Genomic DNA, 15757 nt, shown 5'->3' on the forward strand with positions numbered 1-15757 from the left:
TGGTCTTAACGCCAATTTTCGGGGTTTGTTTATTCTAATTTACGAATTATATCGCTGATTTACAAGTATTTGCGTACATCTGAAAGTGCCTTGTCAGGTCAAAATGAAATAAGCGAAATACCTCTATTGCTCTGCCTCGAGATAGTTCGTTTCAAGAAATTCTTTTATTTTTCCTAAAAATTTTAATTAAACTTGTTTCTCTCTTTATTTTGAAGGGAGGACAATTTCGGTTTTTAATCGAAATTAGGCGGGTTGAATTACAAAAATAATATAAAGACTTTCAATATCAGAACAGTTCTGTTTTATTGATTATGAGATTCTTGCCTCCGCAGGAATTAACAGCGCTAAATAATCATAATGTTCCCCTTCCAAAACCAATTCACATTTTAAACCAACCGTTTCGCAAGCCAACTTCAAAGTTTTAAAATCCAAATACAACCATTTTATTGGGGTTTCTTTTTCGCCTTTATAAGACAAATAATAGTCAAGTTCTCCATAATAACTAGCATTAGTATCCATCCAGAAACCACCACCTTCATCTTCATACATGTATTTAATATCCGATGAATCAATTAAAATTTGTCCGCTAGGTTTTAAGAGGCTTTTTAAATGTGATAAGTATTTTGAAACTTGACTCAATTCTTGAAAGATTCCAGTACCGTTCATTAACAATAATATGGTATCAAAAGTTTCTGTTTCGTCTAAAAGCGCTTTGACTTCAGTAGTTTGTACACCACGTTGTTTGGCAACTTTAATAGCGCCTTTAGAAATATCAATAGCTTTAACTTTAAATCCCTTTTTTTGAAGCTGTAGACTATGACTTCCTGTGCCACAACCTACATCTAGAACAGAACCTTTGCATAATTTTAATGCCCGTTGTTCTAATTTAGGCATGTCTTTGTAATCACGAAATAAATAGGGGAGCGGTAGTATATCATTATCAGAAATACTTGTAGAAGTAATAATGTCTTCAGTGTAGTTCCCGTTTTGATAATCTAATAAAGCGTTTCCAAAAAGGTCTTTCATTAATTACTTTTTTGTCATTCCCTCGAAGGAGGGAATCTTTACGTCATTGCGAGACTTTTTTAAGTCGTGGCAATCTCTTAATTTTATGTTCAAATTTTAAAGATTACTTCAGTCATATTTACTTCGTAATGACGAAAAGCATTATTTTTGCACCATGCAAGACTTCATAAACCATCTTCCAAAGCTCGCCAAAGATAAGCATAACGAGAATAAAAAATTCTTCGCCAAGCTAAAAAAGAAACCGCCTAAGAATTTAGATTATGTCATGGAAGATTTGCATGAAGCTGAGTTTGAACGTACCGATTGCTTAGAATGTGCCAATTGTTGCAAAACCACAGGCCCGTTATTTACAGATAAAGATGTGGACAGAATTGCAAAACATTTCAGAATGAAAACACAGCAATTCATAAGTCAATATTTGCGTATTGATGAAGACAACGATTATGTATTGCAAAATGTACCATGTGCTTTTTTAGGTTCAGATAATTATTGCTCTATTTATGACGTGCGACCGAAAGCATGTAGAGAATTTCCGCATACCGATAGAAAAAGGTTTCAACAAATATCAAATTTAACATTAAAGAATGTAGCTATATGTCCTGCAGCATTTAATATTGTTGAGGAAATTAAAAAACGAATAAAATAGGTGTATTTAAGTTTAAAACTTATCTATTGGAAACACTCCTAAATTATTTTGAAACAATTCCTGCGCATCATAGAGTAATATTAATAGTAAGCGGGTTAACTTTTTTTTGGATACTAGAAGGTATTCTACCATTATTCAAATTCAAATATATTAAGTGGAAGCATGCTGTGCCTAATTTGTTTTTTAACTTAACACTTCTTTTGGTAAATCTTCCATTGGCCTTTTTGTTATTAAAATCTGCAGATTGGGTTATTATCACTGATTTTGGTGTACTTAATTGGTTGCCAGAAATGCCTTTATGGATTTATGGGGTTTTGGGATTGGTTTTATTAGATTTTGTAGGTTCATATTTGCCACATATTATAGAGCACAAGGTTAAGCCACTATGGATGGTGCATTGGGTGCATCATACAGATCATAATGTTGATACAACCACAGCAAATAGACATCATCCTATTGAAAGTGTCATTCGCTATTTTTTTACATTGCTAGGTGTAATTATAATTGGAGCTCCAATTGGTTTGGTTATGTTATATCAATCTTTATCTGTGGTAGCAACTCAATTTAATCACGCCAACATTAAACTTCCTAAAAAAGTAGACAAACTCCTAAGTTATGTGATTGTATCTCCTGATATGCATAAGGTACATCATCATTATGTAATGCCATATACCGATTCTAACTACGGAAATATATTTTCTATTTGGGATAGATTATTTGGCACTTACATGGAATTAGATACAAATGATATTGTGTATGGCGTTGATGTGTTTCCTGATGAAAAAGAAAATAGTAATATCAAAGATTTATTAAAAAAACCTTTTCAGAAGTATAGAAGATCTGCAATTAGAGATTAATCTATAAAAATGGATTCCAACTGTTCGGCAAAAAATTGAACACTAATATTAGACCGATTAGTCAATACGCATATAACCAATTCCTCTTTTGGGCAAATTAATAGAATGGTTGAGGCTCCAACACCGCCTCCAGTATGATAGTATTTGACTGTGTTATGTTTAGTTTGTTCTACTGAAAAGCCAATACCATAACCAGTAATATTATCTGATTTTAGGCGTTGTGAGGTTGTGAGTTCTAGGAATGATTGTTCTGAAATCAGTGTGGGTAAAATGAGTTCTTGTCCAAATTTAATTAAGTTCTCTGAGGTTGATAAAAACCCACCACCTGCAACTTTATACTCATTTGAAACTACTGTTGATAAAACACGTTTTTTTCTGTAGAAATTAGTTTTGTTTGGAATAGTTATATCCGAAGCATCAAGCATTGTATTTGTCAATTTTAGTGGGTCTATAACTGATTTGTTAACTAGGCTAACAAAATCTGTCCCAGAAACGGTTTGCATAATTTCACTTAATAAAACATAACCAAATGTGTTGTAAAAAAACTGTGTTGACGGCTCAAATAGCAGGGAGTCATTTTTAAATAATGCAACACCTTCAGAAATAGATAGTTTTTTATTTAATGTAAATTCAGAACCTTTATAAGATCTAATTCCTGCCAAATGTCCAGCTAATTCTCTTACAGTAAAGTCATATTCCTTTTTTGGATAATCAGGAAGATAGGTGTAAATGCTTTCGTCTAAATTGATGAGATTATCATCTACTAATTTGGCCAGTGCAACGGCTGTTATTGATTTTGAAATACTAGCTATTCTAAAAAGGGTTTTGTCTGGTTTTATTTTAACTTTTGGTTTTCGATTGGCATAGCCAAATCCTTGAGACCAAACCAAATCATTATTCTTTGAAACCGAAATAGACATTCCAGGAACCCTTTGCTTGCGTAAAAATCTTTTAGCAAGTTTTCTGGCTTCCTTAATGTTTTTAGTTTCAGTAGGTCTAGAATTTTGACCAAATCCGAAGCATGTAAAAAAAAGGGTCAGCATAACAAAAAAACGCCTCATGGATAAATGAGATATTGGGTTCTTATTTTTTTGAAGTTTTCTAAGCCATTTTTCCAAGTTGCTTGTATTTCTTTTTCCGTTAATCCCAATTCAATTTGTTTTTGTAGTTGTTTTGTGCCTGCTAGCTTTGTAAAAAATGAATTAAAAAAATCAGATTGATTTGAGGTGTTTTGAAACGCTTCAATCAGCCATTTCAAGTTTAAATTATTTATAGTCTCTATTTGAGTTAAATCCTTACCATAACAGAGTTTGTTTTGATGTTTCGGATATTTAGAACCATAGTTAGGTTGAGGTGTAAATTCAAAACTAAAGTTGTCTTTATTCAGAAATGGACTTCCAAATATTTGAAATTGCGTTTCAGTGCCTCTTCCTGCGCTTACATTGGTGCCTTCAAAAAAACACAAACTTGGGTACAGGTTGATTGCTTGGTCATTTGGTAAATTAGGACTTGGTTTTATGGGTAAGCTGTATCTTAAATGATGATTGTAATTCTTAACGGGAATCACTTTTAAATCACATTGAACTTCATTCTTTAACCAATTTTCGCCATTTATCATTTGTGCATATTCGCCAATGGTCATACCATGAACTACAGGAATGGGGTGCATACCAACGAAACTTTGATGTTCTATTTCTAAAATAGGGCCATCAATAACATTCCCATTAGGGTTTGGTCTATCTAATATGATAACGGGAATTTCCAGTTCTGCACAAGCTTCCATCACATAATGTAATGACGATATGTAAGTGTAAAATCGTGCGCCAACATCTTGGATATCAAAAACCACTACATCTAAATCTTGAAGTTGTTCAGGAGTGGGTTTTTTATTTTTTCCGTAGAGTGAAATGATTGGAAGCTTGGTTTTAGTATCTATGCCGTCTTTCACAACTTCGCCAGCATCAGCCATACCACGGAAACCATGTTCTGGAGCAAATACTTTTTTGATAGCTACATCCAATGCTAATAATGAATCAACAAGATGTGTATAGCTTTTGTCTTTCTTAAAAATAACAGAAGTTTGATTCGCAACAATTCCAACACGTTTCCTGTTTAGTAACGGTAGATAGGCCTCAATTTGATTAGCACCAACTACTATAGTGCTATCGTTTAGTATATGATTAGATGGACTAACCTTTTCAGATATAGCCTTGTTATCTTTCATCTTAGATGCACAAGAAATCATTACTAAAACAAATAATAAAACTGTATTTTTGAAAACATTAAACCCCATTGTATAAATTGAATTACGAGTATTTTATAGCTAAACGCATTATTGGTAGTAAAGCGTATAAAAGTAGTATATCGGCACCAATAATAAAAATTGGTATTGCCGCAATTGCTATTGGTATTGTGGTTATGATGATAGCCATTGCAACAGGAATTGGTCTACAACAAAAAATACGCGATAAAGTAGTGGCGTTTAATGGGCATGTTACCATTACAAATTACGATAGTAACAATTCGCAAGAAAGCGGTTTGCCCATTTCAAAAAATCAAGAGTTTTATCCAGAGTTTAAATCTGTTGAAGGTGTTACCCACATTCAAGCCGTAGCCTCTAAATTTGGAGTTATCCGTACAGAAACCGATTTTGAAGGCGTTTATTTAAAAGGTGTAGGAGCAGATTATAATTGGAACTATTTTAATGAGTTTTTAATTGAAGGTCGCCTTCCTGATTACAAGCAAAAAAGAAATGAGGAAGTGCTAATTTCAACATATTTAGCAAATCGTTTACACTTTAAGGTCGGCGATAATTTTCAAATGGTATTTGCAAAGGACGACCCAGAAAAACTGCCCAACATCATTACCTATAAGATTGTTGGTATTTACAATTCAGGATTTCAAGATTTTGATGCGAGTTATTTAATAGGCGATATTCGTCATATTCAACGCATAAATAGATGGGAAGATGACCAAATAGGAAGCTTTGAAGTGTTTATAGATGATTATAATGAATTGGACAAAAAAGGTGTAGAAATCTATCAAAATACGCCATCAACACTTAACTCACAGACCATTACCAACAAGTTTAGTTCTATTTTCGAATGGATTAAAATATTCGACAAAAACATATACGGCATCATCGGCATTATGATACTCGTAGCAGGCATTAACATGATAACCGCATTACTCGTTCTAATCCTCGAACGCACCCAAATGATAGGTATCCTAAAAGCCTTAGGAAGCAACAATTGGAGCATCCGTAAACTCTTTTTGTACAACGCTTCATACCTCATTATTTTAGGACTAATCTGGGGTAATATTTTAGGTTTAGGACTTTTGTTTGCACAAAAATATTTCAAATTATTCCCGCTAGACCCTAGCGTGTATTACGTAACCGAAGCCCCAGTTTACATCAGTTTGGGGTATATCATAGCACTAAATGTTGGCACGTTAATTTTATGTTTGCTTATGTTGCTTGTTCCGTCGTACATCATCACAAAAATATCGCCCGTAAAAGCCATTAGGTTTCAATAAAAGGTAATGACTTGTATTTTTTTTTTGGCGTTACCACAAAGGTCGGGCTTTTCGTTGCAATCTTTTTGCTCGTGCCTTACAAAAAGGATTTCCACTGCAATCCCTAACGCGCCTACTCATAAACTTTTGTTTTAGAGAAATTACCTATTACTATCTTTAAACTTATCAAACTCAGATTTCGACTCAATCTTCGGGAAACTATTATTTTTCATATCGGTATCGGCAAATTCAAAATTAGGGTCTAAATTTACTTTGCTAACTTCCTTGTCTTTAATAAAAGTTTGTTGGATTTCGTATTCATTTCTTCTCCAAATTTCGGCTGGTAAAGTATCAATTTCTGTTGAACCATCAGCAAATACCCATGCAATGGTAACGGGCATAACTAGACCACCAATGTTTTTTATAGTGACCTCATAAATATTTTTTCCTGAAAGTTGTTTACGAATTTCAGATTCATCTAATCGCGATAAAAACTGACCATAAGCAGCGTCTGGTGTAGATGTCATAGTAATCACTTCTGGGCCATTTGAAAAATCCTTTTCCTGAGATTCCACATTTTTTTGGTTGGCTACAATTTTTCTTTTAGAAGACTTGTTTTGATCTTCAATATTAGAGTTTTCTTCAAAAACTTTAAACCATTTTACATTAGTTAATTCCATATCTACATGGTCTGTAGTAAAAAACCAACCTCTGTAAAACCAATCTAAATCGGTCGCTGTTGCATCTTCTAAGGTTCTAAATAAATCAGCAGGATTGGGGTGTTTGTATTTCCAACGGTTGGCATATTCTTTAAAAGCTTCATCAAAAAGTTCTTTTCCAATAATAGAATTACGAAGCATTTGTAACCCTACAGTAGGTTTTATATAAAAATTAGCTCCAAATTGATTAAATAATTCATTGTCAGATGTCGTCATTACTGGGCGTAAAATATTTTTGTCACCACTCATAAAAGGCACAATGCTTTTCGGAGTTACGCTATTAAATTCAGGATAGCGTTCAGCAACCGTTCTTTGGTGTAAAAAGGTGTTTAATCCTTCGTCCATCCACATCCACTTTCTTTCGTCCGAACTCACAATCATAGGAAACCAATTATGGCCCACTTCATGGATAATAGTGCCAATCATACCTTGTTTAGCCGCATGACTAATTTTGCCGTTTATTGGACGCCCACCATTAAAACTTATCATCGGGAATTCCATGCCAATATTAGACGTGTTAACAGAAATACAAACAGGATATGGATAATCGAAAGTCGCTTCAGAATACACTTCAAGTGCGTGCATTATAGACTTAGTAGATTCTTCTTGCCAAACGGGCAATCCTTCTTTGGGATATAACGACATGGCCATAACAGTGTTGGTTGGTAGTTTTACAGCTTGAGCATCCCACATAAATTTTCTAGATGAGGCAAAAGCAAAATCCCTAACATTCTTAGCTTTAAATTTCCACGTTTTTTGTTTTGTGGATTTTTGTTTTTCGTTGGCTTCAGCTTCTGCTTTCGTGATAATCATAACAGGTTTGTCAAAAGATTTTCTCGCAGCATCCATCCTTTTACGCTGTGTTTTGGTTAACACGGTTTCGCTATTTTGAAGTTCTCCTGTAGATGCTACAATATGGTCTTCGGGTACTGTAATTTCAACATCATAATCACCAAACTCTAAGGCAAACTCTCCTAATTTTTGAAATTGCTGATTTTGCCATCCCTCTGTATCATTATAAACCGCCATTCTTGGAAACCAATGCGCAATAAGATAAACCGTGTTGTCGTCTTCAGGAAAATACTCATAGCCTTCTCTTGATAATAAAAATAAGCTTCGGTCAGTAATAGGGTATGACCAAGCTATCGATAAGGTTGTAGATGATCCAGATTTAAGTATGGTATTTAATTTAACCTTCATCATGGTGTTATTAACCATGGTTTTGAGGTTGTACTCATTAGTGTCTTTTACATGCTTAATAGAATAACCAGCCGGAAAATCTATAGTTCTAGTAAGAAATTGAATTTGTCTGGTAGTCATAGAGTCTTTCATGCTATTGTTCACAGATCCAAAATCTTCATTTCCTTTTTTGTTAACGTTTTGTTCAAGTTGTAACCAAACATAACTTAAATCATCTGGAGAATTATTAAAATAGGTAATAGTTTCTTCCCCAGACATGGTATTGTCAATTTCATTCAAAGTCACTTTTATTTTATAATCTGCACGTTGCTGCCAATACACTTTTCCTGGTGCACCACTAGCAGTTCTGTATATGTTTGGTGGAGAAATTAAATTATCAATAGGTTCAAATTTACCCTGCCAAGGTTGGTGTTGTGCATGGATAGAAAAAAATGAAAAAAGTGTTATAAACGCAAACAGTAGAAGTCGCATGATTTTTAAATTATAAGAATTAGTCATGCACAAGATAATAAATATTAGGGTGTTTTTTTGCTTAATTTGTTTTCTACGTCAAATTAAGTTTATGTAATGTAAAATGATAGAAAAGAGATTGATTTTGTTGCTTAAAGGTTAATGGTTCTTTACATTTGCAATCTTAAAATATGAATGATATATCCTGATTGAGGATAGAAAAATAAATTATACAATGAGTGATAAAAAAAAGGAAATAGTAACATTTGATGTGTTAATAGAAATACCTAAAGGAAGTAGAAATAAATATGAATATGATTTTACATTACATAAAATTAGATTTGATCGTATGTTGTTTTCTTCAATGATGTATCCAGGGGATTATGGTTTTATACCAGAAACTTTGGCGTTGGATCAAGATCCTTTGGATGTCTTGGTATTGGGAACAGAACCTACTTATCCAATGGTGGTTATGGAAGTGAGACCTATCGGGGTTTTTTATATGACAGATGAAAAAGGACCAGATGAAAAAATTATATGTGTACCAGTTTCAGATCCCATTTGGAGTAAAAGAAAAGATATTTCTGATTTAAATCCACACAGGCTTAAAGAAATAGAACACTTTTTTCAAGTATATAAAGATTTAGAGAAGAAAAAAGTAGATACTGGTGGCTGGGGAAATGCTGAAGCTGCCATTAAAATTTATCATGAATGTGTAGCACGTTATGATAATAGTGAGCACAAGAAAAAAAGAACGTTTACCATATAATTGGAATTTCAATTTCAAGATAAAAAAGACCATCTTTAATAATTAAGATGGTCTTTTTATTTAAAATATATCCAATAGATATTTGTTTTATAAAAATGGAAAAAAGAGGTTTGAATTGGTTTTTTAATACTAAACCATCGAGCGGGACTATGAAATCTTCGATAGTTTATTGTGTAAATTTATTCGTAAAAACAAGAAAAAACTAACATATATCATAGTATTAAAAATAATATAATTTAAGGGCGGTTTAGATACAAAATCTTTAATTAATAGGGGTTTTTTTTATCACTTATATTTTCCTATTTTTGGCTCTGTTAAAAAATAACTGATTTAATAATTAACTAACTTAATATGGAATTAATAGTAAAATTTTTACCACTTTTTGGTGTTGTAGCTTTAATTTTCGTTTTTCTAAAAAGCGGATGGGTTTCGAAACAAGAAGTTGGCGATGAAAAAATGTCACGTATAGCTAAGAATATTGCAGACGGAGCCATGGCATTCTTAAAAGCAGAATACAAAGTTTTAGCAATTTTTGTGGCTGCAGTGGCTGTCTTGTTATATTTTAAAGGCGCATCAGAAGTAGGGTCAAACGGTATGGTAGCCGTATCCTTTATTATTGGAGCTATTTGTTCTGCTTTGGCCGGATTTATCGGGATGAAAGTGGCAACCAAAGCCAATGTAAGAACAACACAAGCTGCTAGAACATCATTAGGTCGCGCATTAGAAGTTGCGTTTGCTGGTGGTGCTGTAATGGGATTAGGTGTAGTAGGTTTAGGAATCTTAGGATTGAGTGGCTTATTTATGTTATATCAAGGTATGTGGCCCGGAGCTGGAAATTTATCGATGGTATTAAATGTACTTTCAGGATTTTCATTAGGGGCTTCATCTATTGCATTATTTGCCCGTGTTGGTGGTGGTATTTATACCAAAGCTGCCGATGTAGGAGCGGATTTAGTAGGTAAAGTTGAAGCTGGTATTCCAGAAGATCATCCATTAAACCCTGCGACTATTGCTGATAACGTTGGAGATAATGTAGGTGACGTTGCTGGTATGGGAGCCGATTTATTCGAATCTTATGTAGGTTCTATTATTGGTACAATGGTTTTAGGAGCATTTATTCTAACACCAGATTTTAATGGTTTAGGAGCTGTTTACTTGCCTTTAGTCCTTGGAGCTGTAGGTATCATAATGTCTATACTTGGAACCTTTTTTGTAAAAGTAAAAGATGGAGGAAACCCACAAACAGCATTAAATATTGGAGAATTTGGTTCTGCAGGATTAATGGTTGTGGCGTCTTATTTTATTATTAATGCTTTAATCCCTGAATCAATCGATGGTTTACCTTTCGGGGCAATGGGTGTGTTTTGGGCAACAATTTCTGGTTTAATTGCTGGTTTAGGTGTTGGTAAAATAACGGAGTATTATACAGCTACTGGTAAAAAACCTGTCATGTCAATTGTCGAGCAATCTGAAACTGGAGCAGCTACAAATATTATTGCTGGTTTAGGTGTTGGAATGATGTCAACAATGATTCCTATTCTTTTGATTGCTGCTGCTATCATGGTATCACATCATTTTGCAGGTTTATACGGTATCGCTATTGCAGCGGTAGGGATGTTAGCAAACACAGGAATCCAATTAGCAGTTGATGCTTATGGGCCAATCTGTGATAATGCAGGTGGTATTGCTGAAATGGCAGAATTACCAAGCGAGGTTCGTGAACGTACTGATAAATTAGATGCTGTTGGTAATACAACTGCGGCTGTTGGTAAAGGTTTTGCTATTGCTTCTGCGGCATTAACAGCTTTAGCATTATTTGCAGCGTTTATGAAAACTGCTGGTGTAACTGCAATAGATGTATCTCAGCCTAAAATTATGGCAGGATTATTAGTTGGTGGTATGTTGCCATTTGTATTTTCGGCTTTATCAATGAATGCTGTTGGTCGTGCTGCTATGGCAATGATTGAAGAGGTTCGTCGTCAGTTTAGAGATATTCCAAAATTAAAAGCTGCTTTAGAGGTTATGAGAGCTGTTGACTCTGATATGTCGAAAGCAACAAAAGAACAAAGAGCCATTTTTGATGCTGCTGATGGTGTTGCAGATTATGGAAAATGTATTGATATTTCAACAAAAGCATCGATTAAAGAAATGGTATTACCGGGGTTATTAGCTATTGCTGTTCCTGTTGCCGTTGGATTTATTGGAGGTGCTGAAATGTTAGGAGGCTTACTAGCAGGTGTAACAACTTGTGGTGTGCTTATGGCTATTTTCCAATCGAATGCTGGTGGTGCTTGGGATAATGCTAAGAAAACCATTGAAGAGCAAGGTAAAAAGGGGACAGATGCGCATAAAGCTGCAGTTGTAGGTGATACAGTTGGAGATCCGTTTAAGGATACTTCAGGACCTTCATTAAACATATTATTAAAATTAATGTCGGTTGTAGCCTTAGTAATTGCACCTAGTATTGCATTATCATCAGATGTTGTTACGGTTTATGTATCTGATAAAGATACTACAGAAGTAGTAAACAATATTTCTAAAGAAGTTAAAGTAGAAATGAATGAGAATGAAGATGGAACTGTTAAAGCTGTTTTGACTACAATTACAACTGAAAATGGTGAAGCATCTAGGAGCTATGAAACATTTAATGGTACTGAGGCAGAAGTTAAAGCTCAAATTGAAGCTGCAGCTGAGGTTACTCAAACTTTTGTAGCTTCATTTGATAAAATAGAAGACGATTGCTAAATAGATTATAAATTTCAAATGAAAAAACCACACCAATCGGTGTGGTTTTTTTGTATTTTTAACTAAACTGTTATGGACTGCAAGTCCATAGGCTTTTAAAGCAGACTGAAGGTCTGTTGCATTCGTGAAATTCTAAACCATACTATTTGCGAATATATTTTAGAAAAAGAATGGATTTGTGGAAATTCGTGAAATTCGTGGCTAAATTTTTTAAAAGCTATAGCTAACTACATTTCAAACAAATCAAAAGTAATTACGTTTTATGTTCAAAAAAGACCCACTTCAAATCATTGCTTTTCAAACTTACGGAACACCAAACCATGTTTATTTAAGGGGAAGAGCCATAGAAGATGAAAGTATTGATTTAGAACAAAAGGGTAAGTTCAAATTACTTTTAAATGCCTGGAAGCGTTTTGAAACCGATGAAATAAAAAATACAGAACTCATAATTAGACTAGGTAATGATACATGTTTTTACACCAAAACTGATAATAAGGGTTATTTTTTATTAGATGAAAAGGTTGATGATATTAGTAATTATGCTAATGAAGCAGGTTGGGTTCAACTAGAGTTTTCTTATAGAGAAAAACATCTGACAAGAACCATACAATTAGATAACCGATTTCCAGGAGAGATGCTCATTCCGTCAAATAAAGCGTCGTTTGGGATAATTAGCGATATTGATGATACGATACTACACACTGGTTTAAGTTCTATATTGAAGTGGCGAGTCCTTATAAACACCTTTTTAATTTCAGCAGGAAAACGAATTCCGTTAGAAGGAGCACCGGAGTTTTATAATTTATTGCATCAAGGAAAAACGGGGCATGATGCTAACCCAATATTTTATGTAAGCCATAGCCCATGGAATTTATACCGTTACCTCGAATTCTTTTTAAAACAGAATAGCTTTCCCAAAGGGCCAATCTTACTGCGAAGTTTTAAGGATATATTCAAAAAGAACTCTGGTGATAGTCCACAAAAACAAATAGAAATCGTCAATATTTTAAAAACCTATCCAAAGTTAAAATTCATTTTAATAGGCGATAGTGGTGAGCATGACCCTGATATTTATAAGGAAATAGCTGAGGCTTACCCTAAAAGAATTTTAGCCATTTATTTGCATAGTGTTAACCATAAAAAGAAAATGCTTCATGTGTCCAGATTATTTAAAGATTATAAAAGAACACCTGTTCTTTTGGTTGATAGTAGCTATCTAGCTATTGAACATGCTAAAGAAAACGGTTTTATTAGAGGTTAAAACAACCCATTAATTTCAGCATCAATAGTATTAATAACGCTACCTAAATCTTCTGGATTATCAACAAAATTTAAATTGTCTACATCTATGATTAACAATTTTCCTTTATCATAGCCGTGAATCCAAGCTTCATAACGTTCATTTAATCTACTTAAATAATCAATACTAATTGAGTTTTCGTAATCACGACCTCTATTGTGAATTTGCGAAACTAAATTTGGAATAGAGCTTCGTAAATAAATTAAAACATCTGGGCCTTTAACTAAAGATTCCATTAAATCGAAAAGCGATTTGTAGTTTTCATAATCCCTATTCGTCATTAAACCCATGGCATGTAGGTTAGGCGCGAAAATATGAGCGTCCTCATAAATTGTTCGGTCTTGAATAATATCTTTTCCGCTTTGATGAATTTGTAAAACCTGACGAAATCTACTGTTTAAAAAGTAAACCTGTAAATTAAAGCTCCAACGTTCCATTTGATTGTAAAAATCATCTAAATATGGATTGTCTACTACGTCTTCCAATTGTGCTTCCCACTTATAATGTTTTGCTAATAATTTAGTGAGTGTCGTTTTTCCAGCGCCAATATTTCCGGCAATAGCAATATGCATAATTTACTTGATTTTTAGTTGGAATTGGTGTAAGGTTTCATTGTTGTAAATATACAAGGTTTCATTGGTTACAAAAAACTGATTTATTAATAAATTTTGTGTTTTAATTGGAAGTGGTTTGTCACTATTTTTTTTCAAATAAAGAAGCGAATTTTCTTTTTTTAATAGGATGTTATCATTGCTTTCAACCAAAGATGTATACCCTTCATTTTTTAGTTTTTTTACTAAGCTGCCAAAATAATTATACATGTAGATATAATTTTCTGTGAGTAACCAGCAATAATTGTAATTGCTTTTTAGGTCTATAACCGTGCTTTGAACAGGAACGGTTTGCGCCCGGGTTGTTCGTGTTTTGTAATCAAAAAGTTCTAGTTTTTGAAGGTCTTGGTTAAATACCCATATGGTATTATCATGTCCTGTAGAAACGTGTGAGATGTTTTTATATTTATTAAGCGCATTAAAGTCTATTTTAAAAATTTCAGCTAACCTGTTATCAAGAGTAACAACAGTATTGAAATCTTTATAGAATAGATTAATTTTTAAAGGATTAAATGCATGCGCAGAATATAGATTCCCTAATTGTAAGTTGTTATATGTAATGGTTTTATTAGTGTCTTTTTTGTTGAATACACTGTTGTTTATAAAGTAGGTCGTCCCAAAATTATCAACAGAAACAAGAGTTTCAATAGTTAATTTTGTTTTTTTAATAAAAGATGCTTCAATGGATTCTTGAGCAAATATTGAGTAAGGTAAAAGAAAAAAAAGGTAAATGATGTATTTCATATCGATTTGAAAAGTACAAAAATCAAACCACTTTTATTTGTTATTTTGATAAAATAGAAACTGTAGACTTCTCAACACCACATATCTTACATACGCTTGAAGCCATTTTGAAAAAAAAATGGAAAAAAGAATGCTATGAGCATAATTGTGATGATGGTGCTGGGAGCATAGAAATTAGAATAGGTGGTTAGTTTTTTAAGAATTATTTAACACATAAGTGATTAAACTAAATAGTACGTTTTGGAGTCAAATAAAAACTTTAGTTTTATTACGAAACAAAAACATGCTATAATGAAAATTAATTCCGTAAAATTAATAACATCCGTTTTTTTAATCCTAACCTCACTGTTCTTATTTGCCCAAAAAAGCTTCCAAGGTAAAGCTTACTATCAGACAAAAACAACTGTTGATATGAGTAATTTTGGAGGTGGTAAATTATCTGAAGAACGAAAAAAGCAAATAGCAGACCGCATGAAGAACGCTTTGGAGAAAGTATATATTCTAACATTTAATCAATCAGAATCATTGTATAAAGAGGAAGCGGGTTTGGAGACTCCTGGGCAAGGAGGCGGCGGTATGCGTTTTGGGATGATGAATGCTACAGGTGGCAATCAATATAAAAATGTAAAAGCGCAGCAATTAATACAGGAACAAGAATTTTTTGGGAAACAGTTTTTAATAAATGATAGTTTACGAAAGTTAGATTGGGAAATGGGAGCTGAAACTAAAATGATTGGCAAGTATATGTGTTTTAAAGCTACTGCAGTTAAAAAAGTTGAAGGCTTTGATTTTAGTAGTTTTAGGCGAAGACCGAATGATGAAAAGCCCCAAGATTCCACAAATACAGAAAATAAAGTGGTAGAAAAAGAGGAAGCACCTAGAGAAATAATGGTTACTGCTTGGTATACACCACAAATACCGGTTAATCAAGGGCCGGATGTATATTGGGGGTTACCAGGATTAATTTTAGAAGTGAGTGCCGATAGAACAACTATTTTATGTTCTAAAATCATATTAAACCCTTCAGAAAAAGATGTTTTTAAAGTGCCTTCAAAGGGAAAAGAAGTCACCCAAAAAGAGTATGACATTATCGTTAAGAAGAAAACGGAGGAAATGCGAGAAATGTTTAGGAATAGAGGTGGTAGAGGCGGTGGAAGACGAAGGTAATTTAGGT

The 15757-nt window shown here is 33.5% G+C and carries 13 protein-coding genes; 7 read left to right on the top strand and 6 right to left on the bottom strand.

What is annotated here, in order from left to right; genetic code table 11:
• Positions 1–309: 309 nt before the first annotated feature.
• The gene (locus ABD935_RS00935) at positions 310–1026 is read right to left on the bottom strand and encodes a class I SAM-dependent methyltransferase (RefSeq protein ID WP_345189590.1); all 717 of its coding nucleotides are present in this window, start codon (positions 1024–1026) and stop codon (positions 310–312) included.
• 154 nt (positions 1027–1180) lie between these two features.
• On the opposite strand from ABD935_RS00935, the gene ABD935_RS00940 reads away from it, so the two are divergent.
• Complete coding sequence (locus tag ABD935_RS00940; protein ID WP_345189591.1) at positions 1181–1672, top strand: YkgJ family cysteine cluster protein; 492 nt, start codon at positions 1181–1183, stop codon at positions 1670–1672.
• 26 nt (positions 1673–1698) lie between these two features.
• Positions 1699–2529, top strand: coding sequence for a sterol desaturase family protein (locus ABD935_RS00945; protein ID WP_345189592.1), 831 nt, complete (start codon positions 1699–1701; stop codon positions 2527–2529).
• Here the strand turns inward: ABD935_RS00945 and ABD935_RS00950 are convergent.
• Positions 2526–3572 carry a serine hydrolase domain-containing protein gene (locus tag ABD935_RS00950; protein WP_345189593.1) on the bottom strand — a complete coding sequence of 349 codons (1047 nt, stop codon included), beginning with the start codon at positions 3570–3572 and terminating at the stop codon, positions 2526–2528. The genes ABD935_RS00945 and ABD935_RS00950 overlap by 4 nt on opposite strands.
• A 14-nt stretch (positions 3573–3586) precedes the next feature.
• The gene (locus ABD935_RS00955) at positions 3587–4822 is read right to left on the bottom strand and encodes an exo-beta-N-acetylmuramidase NamZ family protein (protein WP_345189594.1); all 1236 of its coding nucleotides are present in this window, start codon (positions 4820–4822) and stop codon (positions 3587–3589) included.
• Positions 4823–4830: 8 nt separating this feature from the next.
• Here ABD935_RS00955 and ABD935_RS00960 point away from each other — a divergent pair, with 8 nt between their 5' ends.
• Positions 4831–6066: an ABC transporter permease gene (locus ABD935_RS00960; protein ID WP_345189595.1), complete on the top strand. Its 1236-nt coding sequence runs from the start codon at positions 4831–4833 to the stop codon at positions 6064–6066.
• 140 nt (positions 6067–6206) lie between these two features.
• Here the strand turns inward: ABD935_RS00960 and ABD935_RS00965 are convergent, their stop codons facing one another.
• Entirely contained in the window at positions 6207–8435 is a 2229-nt protein-coding gene (locus tag ABD935_RS00965) for a M1 family metallopeptidase (protein ID WP_345189596.1), read from the bottom strand.
• A gap of 214 nt (positions 8436–8649) precedes the next feature.
• Here ABD935_RS00965 and ABD935_RS00970 point away from each other — a divergent pair, with 214 nt between their 5' ends.
• From ABD935_RS00970 to ABD935_RS00980, 3 genes are all read left to right on the top strand, one after another.
• Positions 8650–9183, top strand: coding sequence for an inorganic diphosphatase (locus ABD935_RS00970; protein ID WP_345189597.1), 534 nt, complete (start codon positions 8650–8652; stop codon positions 9181–9183).
• A 351-nt stretch (positions 9184–9534) separates the two neighbouring features.
• The gene (locus tag ABD935_RS00975; RefSeq protein WP_345189598.1) at positions 9535–11928 is read left to right on the top strand and encodes a sodium-translocating pyrophosphatase; all 2394 of its coding nucleotides are present in this window, start codon (positions 9535–9537) and stop codon (positions 11926–11928) included.
• Between the two features lie 262 nt (positions 11929–12190).
• Positions 12191–13189 (top strand): App1 family protein phosphatidate phosphatase, encoded by a 999-nt coding sequence (locus tag ABD935_RS00980; protein ID WP_345189599.1) that lies wholly within the window; start codon positions 12191–12193, stop codon positions 13187–13189.
• On the opposite strand, the gene ABD935_RS00985 is transcribed toward ABD935_RS00980, so the two are convergent.
• Entirely contained in the window at positions 13186–13800 is a 615-nt protein-coding gene (locus tag ABD935_RS00985; protein ID WP_345189601.1) for a deoxynucleoside kinase, read from the bottom strand. The two genes, ABD935_RS00980 and ABD935_RS00985, sit on opposite strands and share 4 nt — an antisense overlap.
• A gap of 3 nt (positions 13801–13803) precedes the next feature.
• The gene (locus tag ABD935_RS00990; protein WP_345189602.1) at positions 13804–14583 is read right to left on the bottom strand and encodes a hypothetical protein; all 780 of its coding nucleotides are present in this window, start codon (positions 14581–14583) and stop codon (positions 13804–13806) included.
• A gap of 291 nt (positions 14584–14874) precedes the next feature.
• Here ABD935_RS00990 and ABD935_RS00995 point away from each other — a divergent pair, with 291 nt between their 5' ends.
• Positions 14875–15750, top strand: a complete 876-nt coding sequence (locus tag ABD935_RS00995; RefSeq protein ID WP_345189603.1) for a GLPGLI family protein — start codon at positions 14875–14877, stop codon at positions 15748–15750.
• Positions 15751–15757: the final 7 nt, after the last annotated feature.

It is taken from the genome of Algibacter agarivorans (assembly GCF_039543245.1).
Taxonomy (GTDB): domain Bacteria; phylum Bacteroidota; class Bacteroidia; order Flavobacteriales; family Flavobacteriaceae; genus Algibacter_G; species Algibacter_G agarivorans.